Origin of the sequence: Paludibaculum fermentans (assembly GCF_051172195.1) — a bacterium.
GTDB lineage: Bacteria > Acidobacteriota > Terriglobia > Bryobacterales > Bryobacteraceae > Paludibaculum > Paludibaculum fermentans_A.
The window spans coordinates 982478-1005769 of the sequence record NZ_JBPJAQ010000001.1; the positions used below are offsets into that span (position 1 = coordinate 982478).

Consider the following 23292-nt stretch of genomic DNA (forward strand, 5'->3'; position numbering starts at 1 on the left):
CGGGATGGCTGCCCCTCCAGTTGGTGCGGCACGATTCAAGGTCACCTTGCAGTTGGAAGATCCCTTTGAAGTTAGAATGGCCGGCGAGCAACTGAGGCCGAGCGGTGCGAGGGGCATCACCAGATTCAACGGGAACCCCAGGGAACTCGCGCCCAGCACAGCGGTGAGGGTGGCTGTTGCGTCGACCGTTAGGCTATTAGCCTTAACGCTGAAGGCGCTGGTAGTCTTGCCCGCCAGGACCACGACCGACACCGGCGCCGTCAGTAGGGAACTGCTGTTGGTTACGGTTACCGAGGTTCCACCAGCGGGAGCAACCTGGCTCAAAGTGACCGTGCATGTGGTAGTGGCCCCGGGACTCAAGGTCGACAGGCTGCAGGTAAACTTCGTGAGGCTGGGGGAGTAACTCAGGGTCACGGTGAAGCTGACTGAAACCCCACCGAAGGCCGCCTTGACGGCCGCACTGCTTGTGCTGGTCAGGGTGGAAGCTGAAGCAGTGAACGCAGCCGAGGTGGCTCCCGCCGGGACAGTCACACTGGCCGGCACGGTCAATAACAGGCTGTCGTCGGACAGCGCAATGACGGCCCCACCAGTCGGCGCGGCCCGGTTGAGGGCCACTGTGCAGGTGGTCGAAGTGTTGGATGTCAGGGTGGCGGAACCGCAACTCAGGCTCGCCGGAACGGTGGGCGAAAGTAATGACAGCGGGTAGTTCAGGGTACTCCCTGACAGTGAGCCGCTAATCTTTGCCGTTGTGTCGGTGGTCACGGTCAGGGCCTTCACTGCAAAGGACGCTGAGGATTGCCCGGCCGCCACAAGCACCGAAGCCGGAACGGTCAATAGAAGTGAGTTGGTGCTGATGGCAACCGTGCTTCCACCTGTGGGCGCTGCCTTGGTGAGCGTGGCCGTGCAGTTAGCACTCGCGCCCGAGGCAAGGCTCGCGGCAGTACACGTCAGGCCAGACAACAGGGGCGGCGGAACCAGGCTCACCGCGTAGCTCGCGGAAGCACCTCCCAATGTTGCCTTTATGTTCGCAGTGCTGACTGAGGTGATGGCGGCGGCGGTAGCGGAGAAAGTCACCGTCTTGGAACCGGCTGGAACCGTGACAGAGGCCGGTATCGTCAAGCCAGGGTTGTCGTCGGATAAGGCGACGATCGTTCCACCGGAAGGCGCGGAGTAGTTCAAGGTCACTGTGCAGAGCGATGAACCTGCGCCGGTAATGCTCGCGGGAGTGCAGGTGAAAGAGGAGATGAGTATGGCGGGCGCTGTGATGGTGACGGTTCCACTCCCACCGGCGGAAGTCAGCAGCTGGCCAGCCAGGGAAGAAGCCATTGTGTCGGAGATTTGGACCAGCCGGGAAACACTCGTCCCCGACGCCGGGGTCAGAACGACAGAGGCAACAATGCCATTGGGAATCGTATTGCTGTTCAATCCCGCCAGCAGGCACGTGACGGTGCCGGATGAGGTGATGCAGGACAGTGTCTTGGATGAACTGGAGGCCGAAGGACCGTTCACCACGTTGAGTGATGAGAAATCCGAGGCCGAATACGAGAGGGTCCATTGAAGGCCCGCAGGTTGCTCACTTACGGCGGACAAAGTCAGATCGAGAGTGAGATTGCCACCTGCTTGCGTGGAACCGGACGACATCAGCAATGATACTTGCGGGGTCGAAGCGAAAGATGGCATCAGGATCAGCACAAACAGCGGCCCCCACCTTTTTGCCACGTCTTTGAATGTGCTAATCAGATCTTTCCTCACACTCATCGATCGGCGCAGACGCGAAGCCTCAATATAGAGAACTTACTCGGAACGGGATGAAGGAAAGACGTAGGTCTAACGTGTCCCACTCAACACGAACGTTGGTGGCTGCTGCCTTGCAGCGACAAGTTGATGCAGATCGCGGTGCGCCCTATGCTCCGTAAGTATCTGATCTTCCAGATCTTCCAGCCAGGCACAGTGGAGACCGTGGGAGACGGTCACCCCTGCAGCAGCCCCGAATGCCCCGGTCCAGGGCAACTACTGAGAATCGCGGCGGTGCACACCTGACCTTCTTTAAGTGTATTATTTTCCCTTCAGGATTGCAGTCCGTCCCCCGTGACGGGTGTCGCAGGAGCCCTTTGACATGGAAACGAAAGACTTCGGTGGCGGTGGGATTGCTCTCGCTCGAATACAAGATCTTCTCCTCCTGTTTCGATGCACCTAAGTAATGTGGCTTCGAGCGTCCAGACTTCACCCATTCAGACGCAACCTGGGCGGCGATGTAGCGCGGAGTGGGGCCAAATCCTACAGCGTCCGCGATCCACAAAGGCTTCACACCGCAAATTCAGCGCGTCGTAGTACAATCAGCCGTTGGCTCCAGACAAGACCTATGCGATGGAAGATGCTGCGGATTGTATCTCTGTTCCTCTTCTACGTCGCGGGTCAATGTGGAGAGTTGGCGCTTGATCCGGCCCGCACTTCGTCGGGCTCGATGGTCCCCCTTATTTTTAGATTTACATCTATCGGCAGTCCCGTGTCGGCACTTCAGTTTGACCTGGATTGCGATCTCGGCCTGACGTTGACGGCGAACGCCGGCACCGGGGCCCTCAGTGCGCAGAAGGACCTTTACACCTCGCTGCTATCGACTCGCAGGGTACGGTTCTTGGCGGCGGGCATGAATCAGAATCTCATCGGTGACGGTGTAGTCGTCACTGCTAATGCAATGGTGAGCTCCGGTACCGCGGCTGGAGTCTACCCCCTGCGGCTCAGGAACCTGATTGCTTCTGATCAGTTCGGCAACCCGGTGCCCTTGGAGAACAGAGATGGCAGCCTGACCATCAGTTCGAATGCGTCAGGACCGGTCTCCGGTGTTTTTCCGCAGGTAGCGACCGGCGGCGGGTGGAAGACGACGTTCTCGCTTCTGAATCTCGCCTCGGTCGCTCAATCGGCAAAGCTTACCATTTGGGACGGGGGTGGCTCACCACTCGCCGTGCCGCTGGCGTTCTCGCCGGAACTCGGCCTGGCCCCCACCAACTCAGCCTCCGTCGAGATGCAGATTCCAGCCAACGGGTTGGCGGTGGTGGAAACGGAGATCGCGCAGACGGATGGGCTAATGGCTGGTTGGGCGAGATTGCAGGCGCCGGTGGGAGTCGTGGGATCAGCTACATTCCGGTACAGGTTGCCCGACGGCCGGGAAAGTGAAGCAGTAACGGCCGTCGAGATGCGTAGCCCGGGCTCGTTTGTCCTCCCCTATGACCATACTGCCGGTTTTGCCTCGGGAATAGCCGTGGTGAACGATTCCGATGACCAGGCAGCAGAGGTGGCCGTTACGGTGCGGGATGCTTCGGGACGGGAAGTGCGGAATGACACCTTGAGGCTAGCGGTGAGAGGCCACTCGTACTTTGCCGTGACAGACCGGTACCCGGACCTCGCCGGGATCCGGGGCACCCTGGAGTTTCGGGAGGTAAACGGAGGCAAAATCGCACTCCTCGGCTTACGCTTCAACCCCTCCGGTTCATTCTCGTCGATTCCGGCAGAGAGTAAATAGGAAGGAACTGCACTGAACCAACAGAGTCACAGACCAATGGGAATGCCGTCTGGATGGAGGATTCCCGTCACCCCGCTGGAACTCTGGCTGGCAGCCATGTTGCGGCGTCCGGCTTTTGCGACGGCCCTTTGCATCGCGATCCTCGTTGGATTCGCGATTGCTGGCTTGTGGCCCTTCCGGCCGATTCACAATGACATCGCCTGGCTGCCGGATGGGCCGGGTATCCAGTTCGGGAGGCACGGAGTTCTGGTGGGCTCGGCCGCTTTGCCAGCATATGAGAGTGGCTCCTGCAGCATCGAGTTGTGGGTGCGGCCCACTGGCGGAGAAGAAGTCGCGACCCTTTTGTCCTTCTATGATTCGGGCCGCGGCCGCGACCTCGCGCTGTACCGGTCGATTTCCGATCTGCGCCTGGATCGGGAGACGGCCGGCGGCCGGCCGGACCAGGCCTATGTGAACGATGTCTTTTCCGACGGAAAACCGGTCTTTCTTACGGTAGTCACCAGCGCACGGGGCACCGCTGTCTACCTGGATGGCGTACTGGCCAGAAAACTATCGTCGCCTCGGGCCATCCGCGGAGACTGCTCTGGCCGGCTTGCCGTTGGTCAGCCCGCGAAAGGGCACACCAACTGGCAAGGAGACATCCGAGGACTCGCCATCTACCGCCGAGAACTGGCCCCGGAAGCTGTCCTGATGAGCTTCCAAGCCTGGAGATCAGGCGGGCGGCCCGGCAAGATTGACGGCGGGAAACCGGACATCTTGTACTTGTTTGACGAGAAGCGCGGCAGCACTGTGCGCGATCACGGCGCGCTTGGCGTGAATCTGAACATACCTGATACGTATCGGACCATTCACAGAACCTGGCTCGAATCGCCGCATACGGCCTTTGAGATCCACTACGGCTACTTCGAGGACATCGTCATCAACATTGCCGGTTTCGCTCCCTTCGGCTTTGCATTGAGTGCTTTGCTCGCCGCTTTCGGTCAAGTCAGGCGGGTGTGGGCGTGGGCGGTGGCGGGCGGGTTCCTGGTCAGTATGACCATAGAATTGCTGCAGGGCTACCTGCCCACACGGAATTCCGACCTCACGGATGTTCTGACAAATACGCTGGGTACTTGCATAGGCGCCACAATATACATGATCTGGATGAAAAGAATTGAAGGCGGACGGCAGCAGGCGGGGTTTTCTAGACTATAGGCCTTTTCTTCTGCTGCTGAGGGGAATAGCCTATGAGGAATGCTCATGGTTGGGTCGATGGAATAACTAGAAGTGCCATCCTGCGGAGCAAAACCGGCTTCGCTCCAGCAAGATGTTGCCGGATCGGAAGTCTGATCGGTCAGCAGGAGTCCAGGTAATGTATAGAAATCAGCGCACAATCCTCATGGTCGGCTTCCTGCTGTACACAGCCGCCGTATCAGCTCAAACAGCGCAACTCAACGCCTGCGATCTGAACGCTGACGGAGTGGTCAGCAAGGCTGACGTCGACTTGGCCGTCACGATGAGCCTCGGGCCGGCGTCGGCCTGCACGGCAAACGTCATGGGTGCCGGGGTTTGCAATGTCCTCGTCGTGCAGCGTGTGATCAACGCCGTAACAGGCACTTGCGTCACCGGCAATCCCCATTCGGTCACCTTGGATTGGGTGGCGTCCACCTCAACCGGGGTTGTTGGCTACATAGTGCATCGTGGAACGGTTCCTGGGGGCCCTTATACCCCTTTGTTCACAACGGCTGTCGCTGGGGTCACCTACACGGACACTTCGGTTCAGGCGGGACAAACCTATTATTATGTGGTGACCGCAATAGACGGCAGCAACACTGCGAGTATCTACTCGAACGAAGCGCCCGCGGTTGTGCCTTACCCGTAAAGCAGCACCCTGCCTGGCATTCCGTTCCAGATTCCACCCGTCAGTTGGCGCACTGCCACACCAGACATCGCTCTCTGCAAACCTCCGCTTCCAATTCGGAATCGTCTTAATTTTGGGGTAAAATCAGACGCTTGCCAGCCCAAGGCGAATGTCTATCAGTGTGATCGGGACCTTCGGGCGCACAAGTACAGTCGTTTGTAGTTTGTACCAGCAGTACCAGCCTCAGCAGAAGTCACAGGTTTTCGTCTGGACGTGCCATCTCGCGCGGGATTATAGTAGGCCATACGAATAGTTCGATCCTCTGTTACAGGTCGAACTTTCTTTCGGTCGTCCAGGCCCTAGAGGTGTTCCATTGATCAGCGCCCAGCAGACCCCGGCAGTGCTTCGCGGCAAGCCCGGAGTGACCCACGCCACTCCCCAAATGAATGAAATCCCAAGCCGCGGCTTCAGATCCGTGCTTCTATTGCTACTGGTGCTGGCCTCAATCCTGCTGGCGAGCTGCTCCAACGATCCCAATGCCCAGAAGCTCAAGTATCTGAGTAACGGCGACAAGGCCTACAAGTCCGGGAAATACCAGGAAGCCGTGATCCAGTTCCGAAATGCGGTGCAGCTGGACCCGAAATCGGGGGAAGCCCACTACCAGCTCGGGCTCACTTACCTGGCGTTGAACAATCCGGAGGCGGCATTCCGGGAGATGACGGACGCGGTTGCGCTCACTCCCGCGAATCTTGACGCCCAGTTGAAGTTGGCGAGCTTGCTTGTCGCGCGCCGTGAGTACGATAAGGCGACTGTCGTGCTCGCGAAGGTGATCAAGACCGACCCGAAGAACGGTATGGCGCACGCCGTACTTGGCCAGAAGCACGCGGCGAAGGGCGAGCTGCCGGATGCGGTCGCCGAACTGGAAAAAGCGATTGAGCTGGCCCCGAGAGAAGTTCAATTCTACAGCGCGCTAGGCACGATCCACTTTGCCTCCGGGAAGCCGGCTGAGGCGGAGGCGGTCTTCCGGCGGGCCGTGGGCGCGAATCCCAAGTCCCTGGTGGCGCATATGGACCTGGCGCAGTTCCTGATTTCCCAGCGCAAGCCGGAGGCTGAAACCGAGGCGTGGAATGCCGTGAATCTCGACAGGAAGGCGGTGCCGCCGCGCCTGTTGCTGGCTCGGGTGTACGCGATACTGGGCAAGCCGGAGGAATGCGAGAAGCAGTTGAAGGAACTGAAGTCGGTCGCACCGGACGTTCCCGTGGCCTACCTCTCCCTTGGCGCCTACTACGCCTCCAGCGGCCAGCGGGATAAGGCGATTGCCGAGTTCCAAAGCTTGATGGCCGCGAAACCGAAGGACGTCGTCGTCAAGCGGCACCTGATTGAGAACCTGATTGAGCAGAAGAGGTGGAAGGAAGCCGAGACCCTGAATCAGGGCATTCTGGAGGCGAATCCGAACGACCCGCTGTCGCACTACGCGCGGGGACGCATTCTACTGGCGCAGGGCCAGAACCAGGAAGCGGCGACCTCCCTGCAAAAGGCCGTGACCGCGCAACCGAAGGCGGCGCCGATTCACTATCTGCTGGGTACCGCCCAAGCAGCGCTGGGATTGACGAAACAAGCCCGGGACTCCTTCGCGAAGGCGTTGGAACTGGAGCCTCGGATGACGGACGCAGCGGTGGCGCTGGCAGGCATGGCGGTGGCGAGCGGAGATCAGGAGACGGCGCTCCGCCTGACAGCCAGCGTGTTGGAATCGAATCCGAATTCCGTTCCGGCGAGTGCCACGCGGGCCCAGTCCTTCCTGGCGAAGGGTGATTGGAAGCAGGCGGAAACGCTACTGCTGGACGGCCTGAAGCGAGATCCAGCCTCCCTGCCGCTGCTGAGCATCCTGTTGAGCCTCAGAATCGCCCAGGGGAAGAGCCTGGAGATGGTTCAGCGGATTCTGCCTCTGGTGCAGCAGCAGCCGCAGAATGCGGGCCTGCGGTTCGTCTACGCGCTGGCGACCTATGCGGCGGGCGACTTGCCGAAGGCGGAGGAGAGCATTCGCGAGGGTCTCAAGCTGGATGCCAAGTTGAAAGCCGGGCACCTGCTGCTGGCCTATGTGCTGCTGGCGAAGAAGGCCACCGAACCGGCGAAAGAGGAAGCTCGGAGATCGATCGAGGCCGAGCCCAAGAACCTGAATAGCTACCTGCTGCTGGGAACGCTCTACGAGCGGGAGCACAATTGGGAAGAGGCAAAGAAGGTCTATGAGCAAGGCCGGAAGGCGGATCCGGACTCCCCCATCCTGGCGAATCAACTCGCCTACATTTACCTGGAGCACGGTGGAGATGCGAACTCCGCCCTGGCGCTAGCCCAGGAAGCAAAGCAGAAGCTGCCGCGATCCCCAAACGTGGCGGATACGTTGGGATGGGCCTACTACAAGCGCGGGATGAACGATCTGGCGACCACGCAGTTCAAGCAGGCCGCCCAGCTTGCGCCGAAGAATCCGACCTACCACTACCACCTGGGTCTGGCTTACCTTGCGTCTCGGAACATGCGTAACGCCAAGGAATCACTACAGGTGGCGCTCAATGACCCGAACTTCCAGTATGCGGAACCGGCGAGAGAGGCCTTGAAGAAGGCCTCGAGTGGAGCCCGGTAGATCACAGGCGGCTTTCAGGTGCCGGCCCCGGTCGAATGTCGGGGAGTGCTGCCTGGGCTTGAGTAGGGGATGTGGCGCGGTTGTAAGCAATTCCGACAGCTCATGGATGCGCATCCTTGCCCTGTTCGTTGCAAACCCTTCTACACCTTCAGCTTGCATGCCGCCGTCTCAGGATTGATGGGGTGTAAGAAGAGCCGACGATCCGGGGCCGATACTTTTCCCAGACAAACCTTCGAAGCGGGGCTGGGTTGTTTGCAAAGATCATTCCAAGTCTTGAGGTTTCAATGCCTTGCGTCTGTTGCCTGCTGCCCGCTGCTCGAGGGGTAGGATCCCCTCCAGATGACCACTCCCGGCGCAATACCTCTGCAACCAATAGCTTACGAGGCATTTTTCGTTCTGGTCCTTTGATTGCCTAGAAGAGAGCGGAGGTTCTATGAAAAACTCAACACGAGTGCTTCTACTCGCCGTGTTCTGTTTCGTGTTTGGCTCGTTGGCGTACGCCGACACCTACAGTTTTGTGAGCAATTCGGAAAACTTGATCTTCGATGGAAGCAATGGCTTCCATTTTGGGGCCGTCGGTGTTGCAGACTCACACATTGTTGCCGCCGCCGCCGGGTTAGGTTCTCTGGTTGGTTTGCAGCAGGACATCGGCGGTAATTTCACTATCGGGGCGATCGACTCATCGGTTCCTAATCTGCAGACTGCGCCGGTGACTGGGTCGGGAACGTATACGATTTGGGCCACCCCATTAGACTTCCTTACTGGGACGATCAAGTGGATTGACATCAGTACCTATGGAACGAGTGGCAACCTGAACGTCAGCGGTATCCTCAATGTAGACTACGATAGTTACTCCGGCGCGAATGCGGGGCTTCAGTACCTCGCCAGCAAGGCCGGCTCCATTGTAGTCACTTTCCAATTTGTCCCTGCGAAGAATCTGACGTATCTGGCGGGTAATGCAGCCAGTACGGCCTTCAGCGGGAGTGCTACCGTCCCAGACGGTGGTACCACTCTCGTCCTCCTCGGAAGTGCCTTGATGGGCCTCACGACACTTCGCCGGAAGTTCCGCGCGTAACCTACCAATCCTGTTCCAGATCGCAAAAAAGGGCCGGATCACTCCGGCCCTTTTTGCTGTTTGCGCACGCCAACCTGGGGTCTTCGCCGAGCGAGAGGGTCAGCACGGCACTGAGGAGGTCCAGAACGAGTTTGAGTTGGCGCGGGCCTGTTGGGGGCTACACGACCGGGGCGGGAGACAGCGGTAGTTCCGGGCCAGCCAGGACAATGCTGCCGTCTTCTCTTTCGTAGCGCACAACGGCGAGTCCCAGTAGGGTCCAACGCGCCATGAGGTAGTCTACGATTTCGGCCGCGCCCCCAGGCAGCACGATGACCACTGTCCCACCCGCGTAAGGCGTGGGAATCAGTTCGCGGAGCGCATCCGGCGCGTCCGCAAAATCCCAAAGTTGCAGGTCAGTATCCGGCATGGCATTCCGATCAGGCGACGTGGCGGTATAGCAAAGAACCCAGCGCGTCTAGAGCGCGGTCGGGCAGATGGGTGCAGGCAGTGTGGATCCAGCGGGAGGTCCAGGTGGAACCGGCGGAGGTGACCGAGGACGGAGCACGCCAGTAGGAGATGGTGGATCGGGCGGCGCCCAGGTGCTCCTTGAACCGAATCAGGCCGGGGTTGTCGCAATCGGTGCGGCCCAGGTCGAGGAATTCGAGTCCGCGCTGGATGGCGTCCTGTATTGCGTGCCAGAAGAGGAAGGGCATGGCCCCGAGAGGGTGGAAGCGGGCATCGGAGGCTCCGTACTTGTAATAGAGGGTGTTCCCGTGAATTGCCGTGAAGATGGCAGCGACGGGTTGGCCGTCCTTGCAGGCCAGGCGAATGACCGCAGCCTCGCCGAGAGCGCCAGTGAGGTTCTGGAACCAGGCCAGCGGCTGTGGGGGGACGCCGTGCCGGCGGCGCGTCTGAAGCAGAAGACGGTGGAAGTGGCCGAGGTCGGCGGAAGTAGTTCCCTCGTTCAGGACGACGCCTTCCTGGGCAGCGCGGCGAATCTTGCGCTGAATGCAGTCCCTGTGGAGCTGGCGGTATACCGAATCGGCTCCCGCCCCGAGGTCGAGCACATGGTGGTAGAACGTCTGGCTGACCTGGAGGCCGGGCGGAGTGGCAGCGAGAGCGGTCAGCGGCCGGAGTTCGAGGTACTTGTGGTGCTCAGTTGCGGCCAGGTGCTGAAGGGCCGCGAAGAGGGGCGCCAAGTCCCCGCTTGTAGCGGCCAGAGGTTCACAGAAGTCGGAGAACGGGAGTGAGATCAGGCGGCGGCCCGTGAGCCAGCTATCGACGCGGCAAAAGACGAGGGCGTTTGCGAGAGGATCACCTGGTTTGGAGGTTGTGAGGACGGAGGGGGTGTAGCCGTAGGTGCTCCGAAGGGCGTCGAGCCAGCCACGGGAGTGAAAGACAGAGGCGGAGGGATGCTGGTTTACGAGCGCCGGCCAGCGCGGATCGGTGAGCGGATCGAGTTCGAGGACCGGGGGCAAGGGCACTTCAGGAGAACACTTCGGTGGTGAGGGAGTCGACGAGGGCCAGATACTCCTGCTTCCTCTTATCCCAGGAGTTCTCCTCGACGTATTGGAGTCCCGCTTTGGCGAGAGCCTCGCCGAGTGGGGGATTGCGGATGATGTCGAGTACGGCTTCGGCCATAGCCTGGCTGTCTCCGGAGGTGAAGAACCGGACGGTCCTGTCGTCGTGGTAGTAGGTGTCTATCCTGGTGCGGGAGGCCACGACGGGGATGCCCTGGGACATGAACTCCATGATCTTCGTGCTGCAGGCTTCATTGCCGAAGGAGTCGGCCCGTTTGGGGACGATGCCGAGATCGGCATTGGCGATGACCTGAGGGATCTCGTGCAGGGGGACGGTGCCGCAGAACTTGACGGAGCCGTTGAGGCCCAGGCGATCAGCGAGTTGAGAGAGGTGGGTGACCGCATCGGCACCGCCTCCGCCGCCGTAGAGATGAAGCTCGACGTGCGGAGCTGTCTCCCTGATTTTGGCCAAGGCCTCCACGGCGATCTCGAGTCCCTGATGCCACTGGAAGGTGCCGTGAAAGAGGAGGACGAACTTGGAGTCTGTGCGGGTGCGGGTGCGGCGGAAGAAGATAGCCGGATCCACATGGTTGAGGAAGACGCCGCATTTGGAGGAAGGCACGGAGCGGCCCGTGATCCTGTCGAACCAGATGTGATTGGCGATGATGACGTGATCGGCGAAGGCGGTGGATACCTTTTCGACGAACTTCAGGAGGCGGAAGTAGAGGGCACCAGAGCGGGCTTTGAACTTGTTTGCGAAGAGTTCGGGGACGATGTCGTGGATATCGAGGATGACCTTGACGCCGGTCCACTTGGGATACCAGGCGGCGAAGACCATGAAGTCGGGGATGTTGTGGATATGGATGAGGTCGTAGCGGAGTTGACGATGGCGGCGGAAGAGCAGAAGGGAAGCGGCCAGCAGGAAGCGCGCGAGGCGGAGAGCATAGGTCCACTTGCCGCGCTCGTCGTGGCGGCGGCGCTGGATGCGGAAGACCCGGACGCCATTGATTTCATCCTCACCGAGAGGGGTGTCGCCGGTGCTGAGGGAGATGACCTCGACCTGATCGCCGCGGCAGGCCAATGCTTCGGCATAGCGGCGGACCCGGTTGGCACTCTCATAGTTGCTGTAAGTGACCATACAGATCTTGCGGCGCGAGTTGCGGGCGCCCCGCGGCAGGGCAGAGGTGTAGAAGCGCGCGACATCGCGGGGCAGAGCGGACCAGACTGCGCCATCGTACCGGTCGCGGACGTAGCGCAGGAGGTCTTCGTAATGGGAGACGGGGAACTCATCCCAAGCCGGGGCCCCGTCAAATGACATGTAGTCGGGGTGGGTATTGAGAAGAGCCATGCCGCCACGGGCAGCGATCCAATCCAACTTACGCTTCCAGATGTCGATGCCTGGTTCGCGCAGAACAGTGAACAAGGTGTGGTCCTGGGCCAAGGTATAGGGCAGTTCCACGAAACCAGTGCCAGCAGGGCCCGCGACCCAGAAGGGGAAGATGGTGCTGACCCCGTCGGGTTCGGGCTCGAAGGGGTCGGTGTCGAAGGTGGACGAATCGTATTCGGCTCCGAGTTGGTGCAGCCACGCGAGGTTGTGCTGCATGAGAGGAGAGCGGAAGCCGGAGGCGTTCCACCTTTCCAGATAGCTGTGAATGCGGGCTGCTTTGGCCTGGAAGCCGGACTTGGAGAAATAGAGTTTGCCCTCGTGACCCAGGCCATGAACGCCAACCTCGAAGCCCGAGTCAGTGAGCTGCTGACGGAGCGCATCAGAGACTCGATACTCCTCTTCAGGAACGAAGTTGAAGGCGGAGCGGAAGCCGTAGCGGGCGTCGAGCTCCATGAGGCGCTGACAGCGTTCCAGCCCCTTGGTCCCTTCGACGTCGTGGGTGAGGACGAAGGCGAAGCGTTTGCCGTCCGGCCACCCGGGCCAGCCCGGGGGTGTGGCGCCGGCGTTCACGTCGATTGGCCATGCAGAAGAGTTTGCGGCGCGGAGGCGTGAGGACCACCAGCGACGGGCAGCGAGGCTGACACGACGTGGGATGACCGGTTTCAGGGTGTAGTAGACCCGGTTGAAGAGGGTTGTCATGAGGGGAGCCGCGAGGGAGGTGGTCCGTGCGGCTATTTGGAGCCGTAGTAGCTGGAGTATTTGTCGTAGAGCTTATTGAGGCCTTCGGCGGCGTTGAGGACAATGGCGGCGACGCGCTTGGGTCCGAGGAGGGCCAAGGCATCGTCGACGGCCGAGCAGGGGGTGCGACTGGCGCGGATGACGAGGAGAGTCGCGTCCACGTAGCGAGCCACGGACAAGGCATCGGTGAGAGGAGCCACTGGGGGAGTGTCGAAGAGGATCCAGTCGAAGTGAGGGGCGAGTTGTTCGAGGATCCCCGGGAAGGGGGCCGCCTGGAGCAGTTCAGTCGGGTTGGCCTCGGGCGTGCCAGCCTGGAGGAGATACCAGCCGAGGGGCTCGATGCGGGAGATTGCCGCGAGAGGGTTGAGGCCGCTCTCCAGGCATTCGGATAAGCCGGGACGGGCAGCGACACCGAGTGAATGGGCGAGGCTGGGGCGATGGAGGTCCGCTTCGACGAGGAGCACAGTGCGTTTGCCGCCCTCTGCCAGTGTGGTGGCGAGGTTGAGGGCGACGGTGGACTTGCCGTCCTGTGGCAGGGGGCTGGTGATGGCCAGGGTCTGAAGTTTGACCAGGCCGCGAAGTTCGCGGAGGCGCATGCGCAGGAGGCGGAAGCGGTCGGCCCCGGGGCTGCGCGGTTCGGAGAACATGACGATGCGGCTGGCGGGGAGGACCGTGATGGTCTCGACGGGGGCGGCAGCGAGGGGATCGGCGGGGGCGGCGGCCGGAAGTTCAACCGGCTCGGGCGCGGGGGGATCGCCGACGATGCGCTGGAGTTCCTCCAGGACTTCGCTGACATTCAGGTTAGGTTTCTGACTAGACACAGTTGACTCTTCTACTTTGACTCAATATCGACTCGGTGGGGCTGATGGCGCAAGCGGAGCCGGAGGTGTGGCCCATCTTCCCCGAGGGGCGGGTATTAGGCGGTGCAGACCGGGACTTCGAGGTTGCCCAAGAATAGGTTTGTTCCCGTCACAGTGGTGAAATGCTGTCTGAGTTGGCTTTGTTGCTACCGCAGGAGTGGAAAATCGCGGGATTGGCTTTGTTCCTGCCGTAGGAGTGGAATCTGGCTGGGCTGGCTTCGTTTCTGCCGCAGGAGCAGAATCCGGGTGCGTTGGCTTTGTTCCTACCGCAGGAGTGGAATCCGGCTGGACTGGCTTCGTTTCCACTGCAGGAACAGAATCCTGGTGCGTTGGCTTCGTTTCTGCCGCAGGAGTGGAATGTTGCTGGTTTGGCTTCGTTTCTGCCGCAGGAGTGGAATGTTGCTGGTTTGGCTTCGTTTCTACAGCAGGAGCGGAATTCGGCTGGATTGGCTCTGTTCCCCCAGCAGGAGCGGAATACGGCTGGGTTGGCTCCGTTCCCACAACACACGCGGCGCGTCTGGCGCTCCGCCTTCGGCCCGTGGCCGATCTGTTCGCGCTTCGCTTCCCTATCGTCATTACAATCATCTCCTGCGAGGAGTCTACTCGACGGGTGCAAGTCACTTTTGCCCATGAACGGCCTAATGTCTTTGTTTTCAAGCGCGAAATAATTCCAATTGCGTGTGACCGCCGTACGGGGAGGGACACCTTGGCTGATTTGCGGCCGCCGGCAATCATATATAAGGATGCGCTGGTGGGGCGGGGTTGCTTAACCGCGCAGATAGACGTAGTACTCGGCGGCGGCGACGATGGCGAACATGAACGAAGCAGCCACCCACTCGAAGGCCTTTCTGCGTTTGGCGGAGCGCTGCTCGATCGTGGTGCTGAGCACGGGAATTCCCACAATCAAGGGAGCCCCCAGATGGTGCTGCACTTCCTTCTCGGTATGATAAGAGCGGTTGCGGAGTTCCATCAGGAGAGCCAAGGCGAACCCGAAGCCCAATCCAGCGCCGGCACCACCAAGACTGATCTTGAGGCGCTTGGGGCTAGAAGGAATGGAAGGCAACGTGGGTGGATCGACGAGCTTGAAGTTCTGACCAGGTTGCTGCTCCTCCAAGTTGGCGGTCATCTGAGAACGAAGTTGTTTGTTCTGAAGGTCCGTGTAGTCCTGCTTGTACAGTTCGTAGTCCCGAAGCAGTCCGGCCAACTGTTGCTCCCGAACAGGTGACAACTTCAGGCGGCCCTGGTACGCAGCTATATCGGATCGCAGACGCTGCTCTTCCCGATTCAGATTCTGCGCTTCGCCCCAGTTAGCTTCGACTTGCCCTTTCAATTGGGCTACGAAGGGGTCCTCTATCACTGCTTGGTCCTGTGGCTTGGGCGTCCCAGACGAACCAGTTCTGAGGTGAGTCAGCAGAGCCTGGACTCTTTCTATCTCCTGGTCCTTCTTGAGGATTTCGGGATGCTTGTCGGTATAGCGCGTCAAAAGGGTGGACCTATCCGACTGGAGGCGAGCAAGATTTCCGTTCAGCGCTGTTTCCAGAGAGAGGCGTAATTGCTGCGCCCGGCTCTGGTTGGACATGGTGTTCTGCAACTGAATACGCAGGTCAGTGAGCATGCCCAGGTTGGCCTGGCTTTGTTCCGGCGAGTCACTGGCATACCTCGTCTTGAAGTCGGTGAGGAGCTTCTCCTGCTGGTCCAGGCGTTGCTTGGCGGCCGATAGTTGTTCAGCGAGGAATCTGGTGGTGGTGGAAGCTTGGCTCCCTCGCTCCTTCATGTTGACCTCAATGAAGAGGAAGGTGAGGCGACTGGTCACTTCCTGAGCCAAGCGGGGACTATCAGCAGTGTATGCGACCTTGAAGGCGGTGAATTCGCTGCGTCCCGCAATCTGGTCCAACGGCTCGATATCAACGTCTTTTCGCATCTGTTCGACGAGTTGATCCGGTGATCGGGTTGCCTTGAGCTTCGGGTACAGGCCGAAGGCATCGATGATCGACATCAATCTCGGACCAGAAAGAATCTCCCGCTTCATACCTCTAACGACATCCGCGCTACTGGTCGTATTCATGGGATCGACATAGCGTTGGGAAACCTGTTGCTGGACGACCACGAGCGCCGCTTCCGAGGTGTAGCGATCCGGGAGGAGGAAGGCTGCCGCGATGGCCGCGAGCGGGACGATGAAGGCGCTGGCAATAATCCACCAACGATACCTGGCGATCATGCCAAGGAGTGGGCCGATCAGTTCGTTCGGATTGTTTTCTTTTTCGCTAAATTTGTCGTCATCCATATTGTGATTTCCAGGGGTTGGACGCGCGGGTTGAGTATCTCAGTCGACAGTTTTTACTATCTAGTGATACCTGCGCGGTCGAACTGCGCGTTAAAGCAACTCTTGATTCCTATACAACCGCCAATACCTGCACTCAGCTAGATGGCCAAATGTCACATCCTGAATGCATGCCCTACATTGCAGTAGTTGAGAGGAATGATGGAGAGAATGTCGATTAAGCTGGTCCGTTCAAATAGGCGAAAGCATCCAGGATGCCTCGGGCTGCTTTATCGTAATTGAACTCCCTCACTGTTCGGTGGGCGCACTGAGAGAATACTTCCCACTTCGACAGGTTGGTGAGCAAATCGCTTGCAGCCGCAATCCAAGCGTTCACCTCGAGAGGTAGGACATAGCCATTGAGGTCGTGCAGGACCAGTTCGCCTGCAGCGGCGGTCCATTCCGTCGTGATCACGGGTGTGCCCGCAATCATCGCTTCGTTAATCACCACGCCCCAACAATCGGCCGAAGTGGGGAGAAGTAGGAGGCGGCTCTGGACATAGTAATCCGGCAGGGCAGCGTGTGGAATAAACCCGGCGAATTCGAAGGAGACGCCGTGTTGCCGAAAGATATGCTTCATGCGGGCTTTTAGGGCTTCCTCACCCTCTCCGATAATAAGCACGTGACATCTTCCCAATCGGGCTTTGATTCCCGCGCACACTTCAGCAAAGAAGATGGGATTCTTCACATCTACGATGCGGCCGGAGAACATGACATCGAAACTGCGGCCTATCTGTTGGCCTGCGAGCCGGGTTTCGAAATAGTCGTTGTCCGCCACCAAATGACTGAGAAAACACTGCTCGTTCCTGATGCCGCGGTTATAGTGCCTGAACATCGTCAGTGTCTGGAGGCTGGCGCCAACATAGGCGTCGCCAAACCTGTTGTAGACGATCCTCCGGGCCCATCGCTGGAGGCGACTGATATCCCGATCTCGCCCCTGCCACGTGTCGGCTAGAAGAGCCACTTTTGTTCCCAGCAACTGACACAGGGCCATGGCCACCCATGCGCTAGGATCTTTGATTGAGGCAGTAATCAGCACCACGCGCGGACGCCGTCGTACCAAGAAGGAAATAATCCCAGGGTTAAAAAAGCGCTCACCACCGCCTAGAGTGAGCCTAATCGCTTTTAGAATTGTCTTGGGATGGTTTCCCATTTTAAATGTCCAGAGACGGCGCGTCTCGTTGTTGTGAAAATACACGACCGGAACGCCACTCTCGAGTTGGTTGTTCACGCGTTCAAACACAGGTTCGCGCCAGGGTGTCGGGATGTCACTTATTATGAGACGGTCCATCTTCACGACCTAAGCCGATCATTACCACGGATGCCATCAACTAACCTTATTGAGGTTGGTGCTTGACGTGCTGTCACTTGATCGAAGATGGTGTCCATGATTCGGGCGGTCCGAAGGATCTCAGCCGATGGAATTGGGTCAGGTCCGCCTTCCCGAATTGCAGTATAGAAGAGTTCCATCAGCTTCCTCATTCCGTAGTCCATTTGAAACTCCTTTCGGGCAAATTGCCGCAGACTCACGAGAGTGTTGCGCGCTTGCTCTCGTGCCTGCGTCAAAGGCGCGAGGAAGTAACGCAGGTAGCTCTTGTGCTGAGAAGGACGAATGCGGAGCACCGTACGGTAAGTGTTGTCGAGCACCAAGGTGCCCGCTCTCCCGAAGAGTCGGAGTTCCTGCGAGGCAGCGCCAAACTGGGTGGTAAATAGGAAGAAGGCCGTCGTTCCACGTTCATCCCGAAGCACCACTCGCACTTCATCCAAGATGTCCGAGCAATTGTGTTGGACCAGGTATGGGCTGGAGAAGCCGAACGATAAGATCTCGGGCGAATTTCCGTCGAGGAATTCAGCCACTTTCGAAACCCCGTGGCTGATGAGATTCTGAAGCAACGAGCCAGGCAGACGACGCACCCAATGGGTTGGATCCGCGAGGACCGCTTTGCCATATGTCGGATCATCATGCGAGTAGCACTGGATGCACTCCACATGAACGGGCGGCCCACCGAGGAATCCCTCGTTGACGACTTGGCGGAAGCGCAATGTCTCCGGACTGAACTGGAGGTTGTGCCCCACCGTTACGCGCAATCGTGCATTGCTTGCCATTTCAAGCAATTCTTCAGCCTCGGTGGAGTTCACCGTAAATGGCTTTTCAAGATAGACATGGCATCCAGCATCCAAGCACATGCGCCCAAGCGAGAAATGGGACTGAGCTGGTGTGGTGATATGGACAGCATCAATCCCACCGGCACGAAGCATCTCAGCCGCATCGGTGTAGACGCGGGGGATGCGAAATCGCTCGGCCAGTTGCAACCCCATCAACTCGTCCGAGTCGCAGGCCGCGACCAGTTCGCAGCCCTTCAAGTATCGCAGTTGATCCGCATGCTGATCAGCGATCATGCCGCAGCCGATAATTGCAACTCGTGTCTTCATTGCTTCAGGCATTTCTTTGGTACTCGAAGTAGCGACTCAGTGCTTCCTTCATCGGCACTCGACATTGCCAGCCCAATCGCTCCTTGAGCTTCTGATTTGAGTAGTCGTGTCCTTTCCAGGCAAACGCACACATACGGCGGTTGAAGACGGGAGGCAATTGTCCCCGGGACTGCGTGGCATACGATTCCCACCAAGCACAGAGGGCGTACGCAACAGGGTACGGAATCGGCACCGACCAAAATCTTCTCACCTTCCGTTTATACTCGCTCAGGAAAGCCCGGCTAGTGGGCAGTTCGTCGTCCACAACGTTGAAAACTTCGCCTTCCACCCCGCACACTAAGCCCGCGAAGACGATGGCATCCGCGCAGTTCTCCACATAGGTCAGCGGGACGCGTCCCGCACCGCCCAAATGCATGAAGAAGCCGAATGTGTCCATGCCGACAAAGCCGGGAATTGCTCTCTTTCCAGGACCAAATACAATTCCTGGTCTCACAATAGTAAACGGAATCCCGAATCGGTCGCCGTAGGCCCGCACAAGTTCATCCTGCTTTATCTTCCCGTATGCATAGGCATCGTAACGTTTGCCAGTGTTGTCCTCAAGCGGGCAACTTTCATCCCACACCGATCCCCGCCTACTGCGAAATCTTGAGTAGACCGCGAATGAGCTAACGTTTACGAAGCGTTTGACCCGCCGGTGTTCGACCACCGCATCCAGGAGGTTCCGAGTCGTAATAGCCGATCCTTGGAAGCAAGACGGGTAAGACTTCCCACGCCCGGCGACGAGGTGGTAGACAACTTCAGCACCGGCAGTCGCTTTGCGACATTCATCCCGCGAAAGAAGGTTTGCCTCTATTACTTGGCAACGCTGCGAGAGATCCACTGGCATCGCCGCGTGCAGCAAGCTTAGATCACTAGAGGGCCTCACAGAACAAAGAATTCGTTCAAAACCAAAACGCAACAGTGAGGCAACTACTCTCGAGCCAACGAAGCCGGCGGCCCCGGTAACCAGGACAGGGGCCGTTCTGTCCACAATCCACTTTTCTTCGAAACTTCGCTCACAGGAGATGGCGGGCATTCTGAGTCCTAGTTGAGAGCTTTGTAAAATGCTGTTGCAAGCCTTGTGCGAAGCGGCAGTCAGCAGCGTCGCGCGCGAGCACGAGTACCTACGAGTACCTAAACGCCGCGTGGAATAGGTTTGGCCAGGACACCGGTGAGAGTCCAAGCCGAGCCGGGTTCGTCACCAGGAGAGGCTAATGAGTATCAATGCACCGTTGTCCGGAGACCGGTTGGCGGGATGACCCCACTGAGCGGAGAAGCTGAATTCGTCCCAAACTCGCTCGCCCCGATATCAGGGGCGGCACCTGCAAGGACTACAGCCCCATCAGATTTTTTGTAGAGCCAAATCTTCGCCCCATCAGCCCACGAAATTGGCGATGCCAGGGTTATTGTATTGGTTGCGTAGTTCACACCGGATATCTGAACTACATTCGACACGGTTCCGATGGCAATCCAGTCGGGGAAGAAGGTGACGCCACGCGCCAAGTCCGATCCCCAGGTACCGTCCTGGAAATACATCGCGTCCTGTACTACTAGCGTCCTGCTCGTTCCACCCGCGCCCACTGCCTGTGTTAAATTAGTCCCGGCGTCGATAGCCGGGGATGACGACTGTAAACCGAGATTGGGGAGGGTCGCGCTGGCGGGATCCGTCACATCGGGATTAATGAACTTTGGGTCACCAACTACAGCGCACGCTCCGGCTCGGGCTTCCGTGCAAGAGTTGGATGCGACGACGTTGTCGCTGTAGATCATTGCGGATCCACCTCCGAAATCTGCCGTGCCTCCGTGCATGAAGAAGATATTATTTTTGATCACGTTCCCAGCGCGGGCGTAGGAGCCGTACCACCGAAATCCCCACCCTTGCCAGTTCGCCGCGGTGTTGCGGTACCTTCCGACTTTGTATACGGTGTTGTTTACAAATCGATTATTGTCCGCTAACGACAAATATCCAGATTTAAACATAACACCGTTATTTTGGGAATTGTAAATTGCATTATATCGGATAAGGTTACGCGCGGCAGTAATTGTTAGCCCATCCCCCCCATCGTCATCGGGTGGCGGCCCGGAGGTACCAAATCGATTTTGCTCTATGAGATTGAATTTATCTTCACCGTAACCGTCGTATATCTGCAGATTTCTGTTTCCATATAACCCATTTGAATCTAGACCGAAAAGACAACCACCCACGGGAGGAGCCATGCTGCCTTCGAAGTGGAAAAAATTCCCGCGAATGACATTATACTTAGTGAAGGTTTCTAAATTGTGATGTCCTCCACTGAAGAATGTGTTATTCTCAATAGTGTTGTAGTTGGAATCCTTGTCGTGACCAGGAACACCCAACTGCATACCGCCTGTATCATCACACGTAGCATCCACTTTCCCGGTATTTTTTATGGTGCAGCCGTGAATCCAGTTATGGGTGACTGATGGCTGCACCCCGACGTCAGTGCTGTCCCCATCCCACATCTGAATGGTGCTAAAACCACCATTCCCATCCAGAGTGCAGTTGACAATTTCGTTGTAAGATGCGCCGTTCGTTATCATCATTAACCGTCCGCCGTTCATTGAAACGGTCACACCACTTACCTTGATATAGCTACGACCGATTAAGGCAATTCCGTGATAATAAGTGGCGTAGATAGTTCCCGTATTGTTGATGACTGGGATCTCTGTTCCGTGGGCCGCATAGGTGATTCGGTTGGCCGCGTCAGACCCGGAAAGACGCGGGAAGATATGGGTGTTGTAAATGCCGCCCCGTAAATAGACTGTATCTCCAGGCGACACCCCCGCATTTGCGGTCGCGAGGGAACAGGCGGAGGCACCAGCCATTGGGCTAGCGCTCCGGCAACTGGCCCAGACTGCCGCTCCGTTCGGGGCGACCCAATATGTGGCGGCGACGGCAGAGCACGGCAAGGTAAAGGCGGCACCGAGCAGAAGCAGAGTCCGGATGGTGGCAGGGGTCCCGGCGATGATCATTGGCGTCTCCTGTAGCATATCTTCACAACGATCCTTGCGCCTTGTGCCCAGTTCACTGGGTTCCTCACAGCCGACGCCTCAATCTTTTACTTCGGCGGCCGGCAGCGTTAGCGTAATAGGCGGATCAGCTTAGCTGGCACGGGGCAAAATGCTCACCGGTTGCGCAATGTAGCCTCACCCAGCCACACTCAATCACTAGAAGCAGATCTCAGTGATCACCAACCGCCATCCAGTCGGTGGCATCGAGCGTCGAACCCTTATCTCTGATGATATCGGCCGGACGATTCTCCTTCAGACCATTCCATGCGCCAATTCCGCTCTACTCACTAGGAACAAACGAACGTGCGTTCGCGTACCACACCGCTGGCGTCATGCGGCTACCCGAACGTTAAGCACTCCACAGAATGACTACCAACAGACCAAGAGCATTCACCTGAATTCATCATCACCTGATTCGGGAGGTCAAACGCAACACTGCAGGCCACAGACAATCGCGGCCAACGTTGCTGTCACGATACAGGCGTCGCTTACGTTGCCTCAAAGGCAGTCATACGGTTTCAGATTGTTCTCTCGAGCCGAACCATGCGCGATGAGGTCTTCCTACCGAGTTGCCCAGACGGCCCTTGACAACGGCTCGGCCCATATCATAGGGCACAGCGAATGCCGCAATGGTTATCACCGCAGTCGCGTGCCATGCCAATCGATTGAGAGTAGTCTCTGTGAAGTTGTAGACCACGATCACGAACACTAATGAGAGCGCCAAACTGGCCCAGTCGTAATCCTCTTCGAGCGCCCGATGTAGTTTTCGCACACAGGAGAGAAGCCAAATAGTAGCTAGAGCAAGCCCTACGAAACCCAATTCCAGCACAATGTCGAGATACCCGTTGTGCGCGTGAGGCACCGAAAAATACATCTCCCGTCGCTCGCCGGTCCAGAAACTCTGGAACCCCTGACCGAAGAGTGCATGCTTCCAGACCTCTGGCATCAATGCTTCCCAAATCCACGTCCTACCCGTGAACGTCTCATCACGTCCAAATGCTGACGTGAAGGTGGCGAGATTCGAACCTCCTAGGAAAGGAGTGGCAACTCCAAGACTGATCAAGAGGATAACCAGGGCCAGAAGTGCCCATTGAGGCAACCGCATCCGCACCTTCCTAGCCAAGCGCAGACCAAGGAAAGTCGCAATTCCTAAAACAAGGCAGCCAATAGAAGTGGCCGAGTAGCCGCGCCCTGGCCCCTTGAGCAGATAAAGAGCGATGAGAAGCACAGAAGCGTCGGCGCATGAAACAGAGCGCCCACCCAGCAAAGACGGCTCCCGCCAGCGGCGGAAGAGTGCCCAGAATAAAAACAAACTGCTGATCAGACAGAGGCAACCTAACGTGTTCTTGCTGGGCGTGACGCCGGACCACATCGTCATGCCGGACCAGCGCGCATAGTCGCGTCCGAGCGACGGGTAATACTTTAGAAGCATCAGTGAGTACGGTATAAGGATGTAAGCGGAACGGCGAAGCAAGCATTCGAGTGCCTGACGCGGATCCGCCTCCGATATTACGATCATCGCCATAATCACGACAATCGTCTCACGCATCCAGCGTTTGAGGGCGATTAAGGTCATGTCCGACCAGAGCGTGCTGATGAGCATGTAGAACAACAAGGCCAACAGCCAGCCGTGCTGACTCAATGCAGCCGCCCAACGAAGCCGGCGCTTGGCCAGCACAACACACCCCACAACGCCCAAACCAGTTAGGATCAGGCGGTCCAGCGGGCTGCCTGATTCGCCTTCGCCAGTTACGCCAGACCACAGGGCCAACGATTTGCTGCTGATAGATAACATCCAGAGTGTGGGAATCCAGAAGGCGCCGGAGACGTGCCGGCACGACAACAACTCCACGCGCAGGAGCACAAGCACAAAAGCCGTGCACATCACGAGGGCAATCAGGGGAGGCATT

General features: G+C 58.3%; 19 protein-coding genes. 9 read left to right on the top strand and 10 right to left on the bottom strand.

The window, feature by feature from the left end; all coding sequences use genetic code 11:
* Positions 1-76 precede the first annotated feature (76 nt).
* The 9 genes from ACR9Y2_RS04075 (at position 77) to ACR9Y2_RS04115 (ending at position 9073) form a co-directional block, all read left to right on the top strand.
* Entirely contained in the window at positions 77-403 is a 327-nt protein-coding gene (locus tag ACR9Y2_RS04075; RefSeq protein WP_435039777.1) for a hypothetical protein, read from the top strand.
* 12 nt (positions 404-415) lie between these two features.
* Entirely contained in the window at positions 416-706 is a 291-nt protein-coding gene (locus ACR9Y2_RS04080) for a hypothetical protein (RefSeq protein ID WP_435039778.1), read from the top strand.
* Between the two features lie 315 nt (positions 707-1021).
* Positions 1022-1174, top strand: coding sequence for a hypothetical protein (locus ACR9Y2_RS04085; RefSeq protein ID WP_435039779.1), 153 nt, complete (start codon positions 1022-1024; stop codon positions 1172-1174).
* 12 nt (positions 1175-1186) lie between these two features.
* Complete coding sequence (locus ACR9Y2_RS04090) at positions 1187-1558, top strand: hypothetical protein (protein WP_435039780.1); 372 nt, start codon at positions 1187-1189, stop codon at positions 1556-1558.
* Between the two features lie 948 nt (positions 1559-2506).
* Positions 2507-3520: a hypothetical protein gene (locus ACR9Y2_RS04095; protein ID WP_435039781.1), complete on the top strand. Its 1014-nt coding sequence runs from the start codon at positions 2507-2509 to the stop codon at positions 3518-3520.
* A 42-nt stretch (positions 3521-3562) separates the two neighbouring features.
* Positions 3563-4714: a VanZ family protein gene (locus ACR9Y2_RS04100; RefSeq protein WP_435039782.1), complete on the top strand. Its 1152-nt coding sequence runs from the start codon at positions 3563-3565 to the stop codon at positions 4712-4714.
* A 157-nt stretch (positions 4715-4871) separates the two neighbouring features.
* The gene (locus ACR9Y2_RS04105) at positions 4872-5381 is read left to right on the top strand and encodes a hypothetical protein (protein ID WP_435039783.1); all 510 of its coding nucleotides are present in this window, start codon (positions 4872-4874) and stop codon (positions 5379-5381) included.
* 454 nt (positions 5382-5835) lie between these two features.
* Entirely contained in the window at positions 5836-7998 is a 2163-nt protein-coding gene (locus ACR9Y2_RS04110; protein WP_435039784.1) for a tetratricopeptide repeat protein, read from the top strand.
* Between the two features lie 433 nt (positions 7999-8431).
* Positions 8432-9073 carry a VPDSG-CTERM sorting domain-containing protein gene (locus tag ACR9Y2_RS04115; RefSeq protein ID WP_435039785.1) on the top strand — a complete coding sequence of 214 codons (642 nt, stop codon included), beginning with the start codon at positions 8432-8434 and terminating at the stop codon, positions 9071-9073.
* Positions 9074-9230: 157 nt separating this feature from the next.
* Here ACR9Y2_RS04115 and ACR9Y2_RS04120 read toward each other — a convergent pair whose 3' ends face one another.
* The 10 genes from ACR9Y2_RS04120 to ACR9Y2_RS04165 all read right to left on the bottom strand — a co-directional run bounded on the left by ACR9Y2_RS04120 (position 9231) and on the right by ACR9Y2_RS04165 (position 23291).
* Positions 9231-9479, bottom strand: a complete 249-nt coding sequence (locus ACR9Y2_RS04120; protein ID WP_435039786.1) for a hypothetical protein — start codon at positions 9477-9479, stop codon at positions 9231-9233.
* Positions 9480-9489: 10 nt separating this feature from the next.
* Positions 9490-10530, bottom strand: coding sequence for a lipid II:glycine glycyltransferase FemX (locus tag ACR9Y2_RS04125; RefSeq protein ID WP_435039787.1), 1041 nt, complete (start codon positions 10528-10530; stop codon positions 9490-9492).
* A 7-nt stretch (positions 10531-10537) separates the two neighbouring features.
* Positions 10538-12658 (bottom strand): glycosyltransferase, encoded by a 2121-nt coding sequence (locus tag ACR9Y2_RS04130; RefSeq protein ID WP_435039788.1) that lies wholly within the window; start codon positions 12656-12658, stop codon positions 10538-10540.
* 32 nt (positions 12659-12690) lie between these two features.
* On the bottom strand, positions 12691-13518 hold the full coding sequence (locus tag ACR9Y2_RS04135; protein ID WP_435039789.1) for a CpsD/CapB family tyrosine-protein kinase: 828 nt from the start codon (positions 13516-13518) through the stop codon (positions 12691-12693).
* A gap of 805 nt (positions 13519-14323) precedes the next feature.
* Complete coding sequence (locus tag ACR9Y2_RS04140; RefSeq protein WP_435039790.1) at positions 14324-15841, bottom strand: Wzz/FepE/Etk N-terminal domain-containing protein; 1518 nt, start codon at positions 15839-15841, stop codon at positions 14324-14326.
* A gap of 214 nt (positions 15842-16055) precedes the next feature.
* A complete protein-coding gene (locus tag ACR9Y2_RS04145) occupies positions 16056-17168 on the bottom strand; it encodes a glycosyltransferase family 4 protein (protein ID WP_435044818.1) in 1113 nt (370 codons plus the stop codon).
* A gap of 2 nt (positions 17169-17170) precedes the next feature.
* Positions 17171-18310 carry a Gfo/Idh/MocA family protein gene (locus tag ACR9Y2_RS04150; protein WP_435039791.1) on the bottom strand — a complete coding sequence of 380 codons (1140 nt, stop codon included), beginning with the start codon at positions 18308-18310 and terminating at the stop codon, positions 17171-17173.
* Positions 18311-18314: 4 nt separating this feature from the next.
* A complete protein-coding gene (locus ACR9Y2_RS04155; RefSeq protein ID WP_435039792.1) occupies positions 18315-19385 on the bottom strand; it encodes an NAD-dependent epimerase/dehydratase family protein in 1071 nt (356 codons plus the stop codon).
* 185 nt (positions 19386-19570) lie between these two features.
* Positions 19571-21343: a hypothetical protein gene (locus tag ACR9Y2_RS04160; RefSeq protein ID WP_435039793.1), complete on the bottom strand. Its 1773-nt coding sequence runs from the start codon at positions 21341-21343 to the stop codon at positions 19571-19573.
* 547 nt (positions 21344-21890) lie between these two features.
* A complete protein-coding gene (locus ACR9Y2_RS04165) occupies positions 21891-23291 on the bottom strand; it encodes an O-antigen ligase family protein (RefSeq protein ID WP_435039794.1) in 1401 nt (466 codons plus the stop codon).
* Position 23292: the final 1 nt, after the last annotated feature.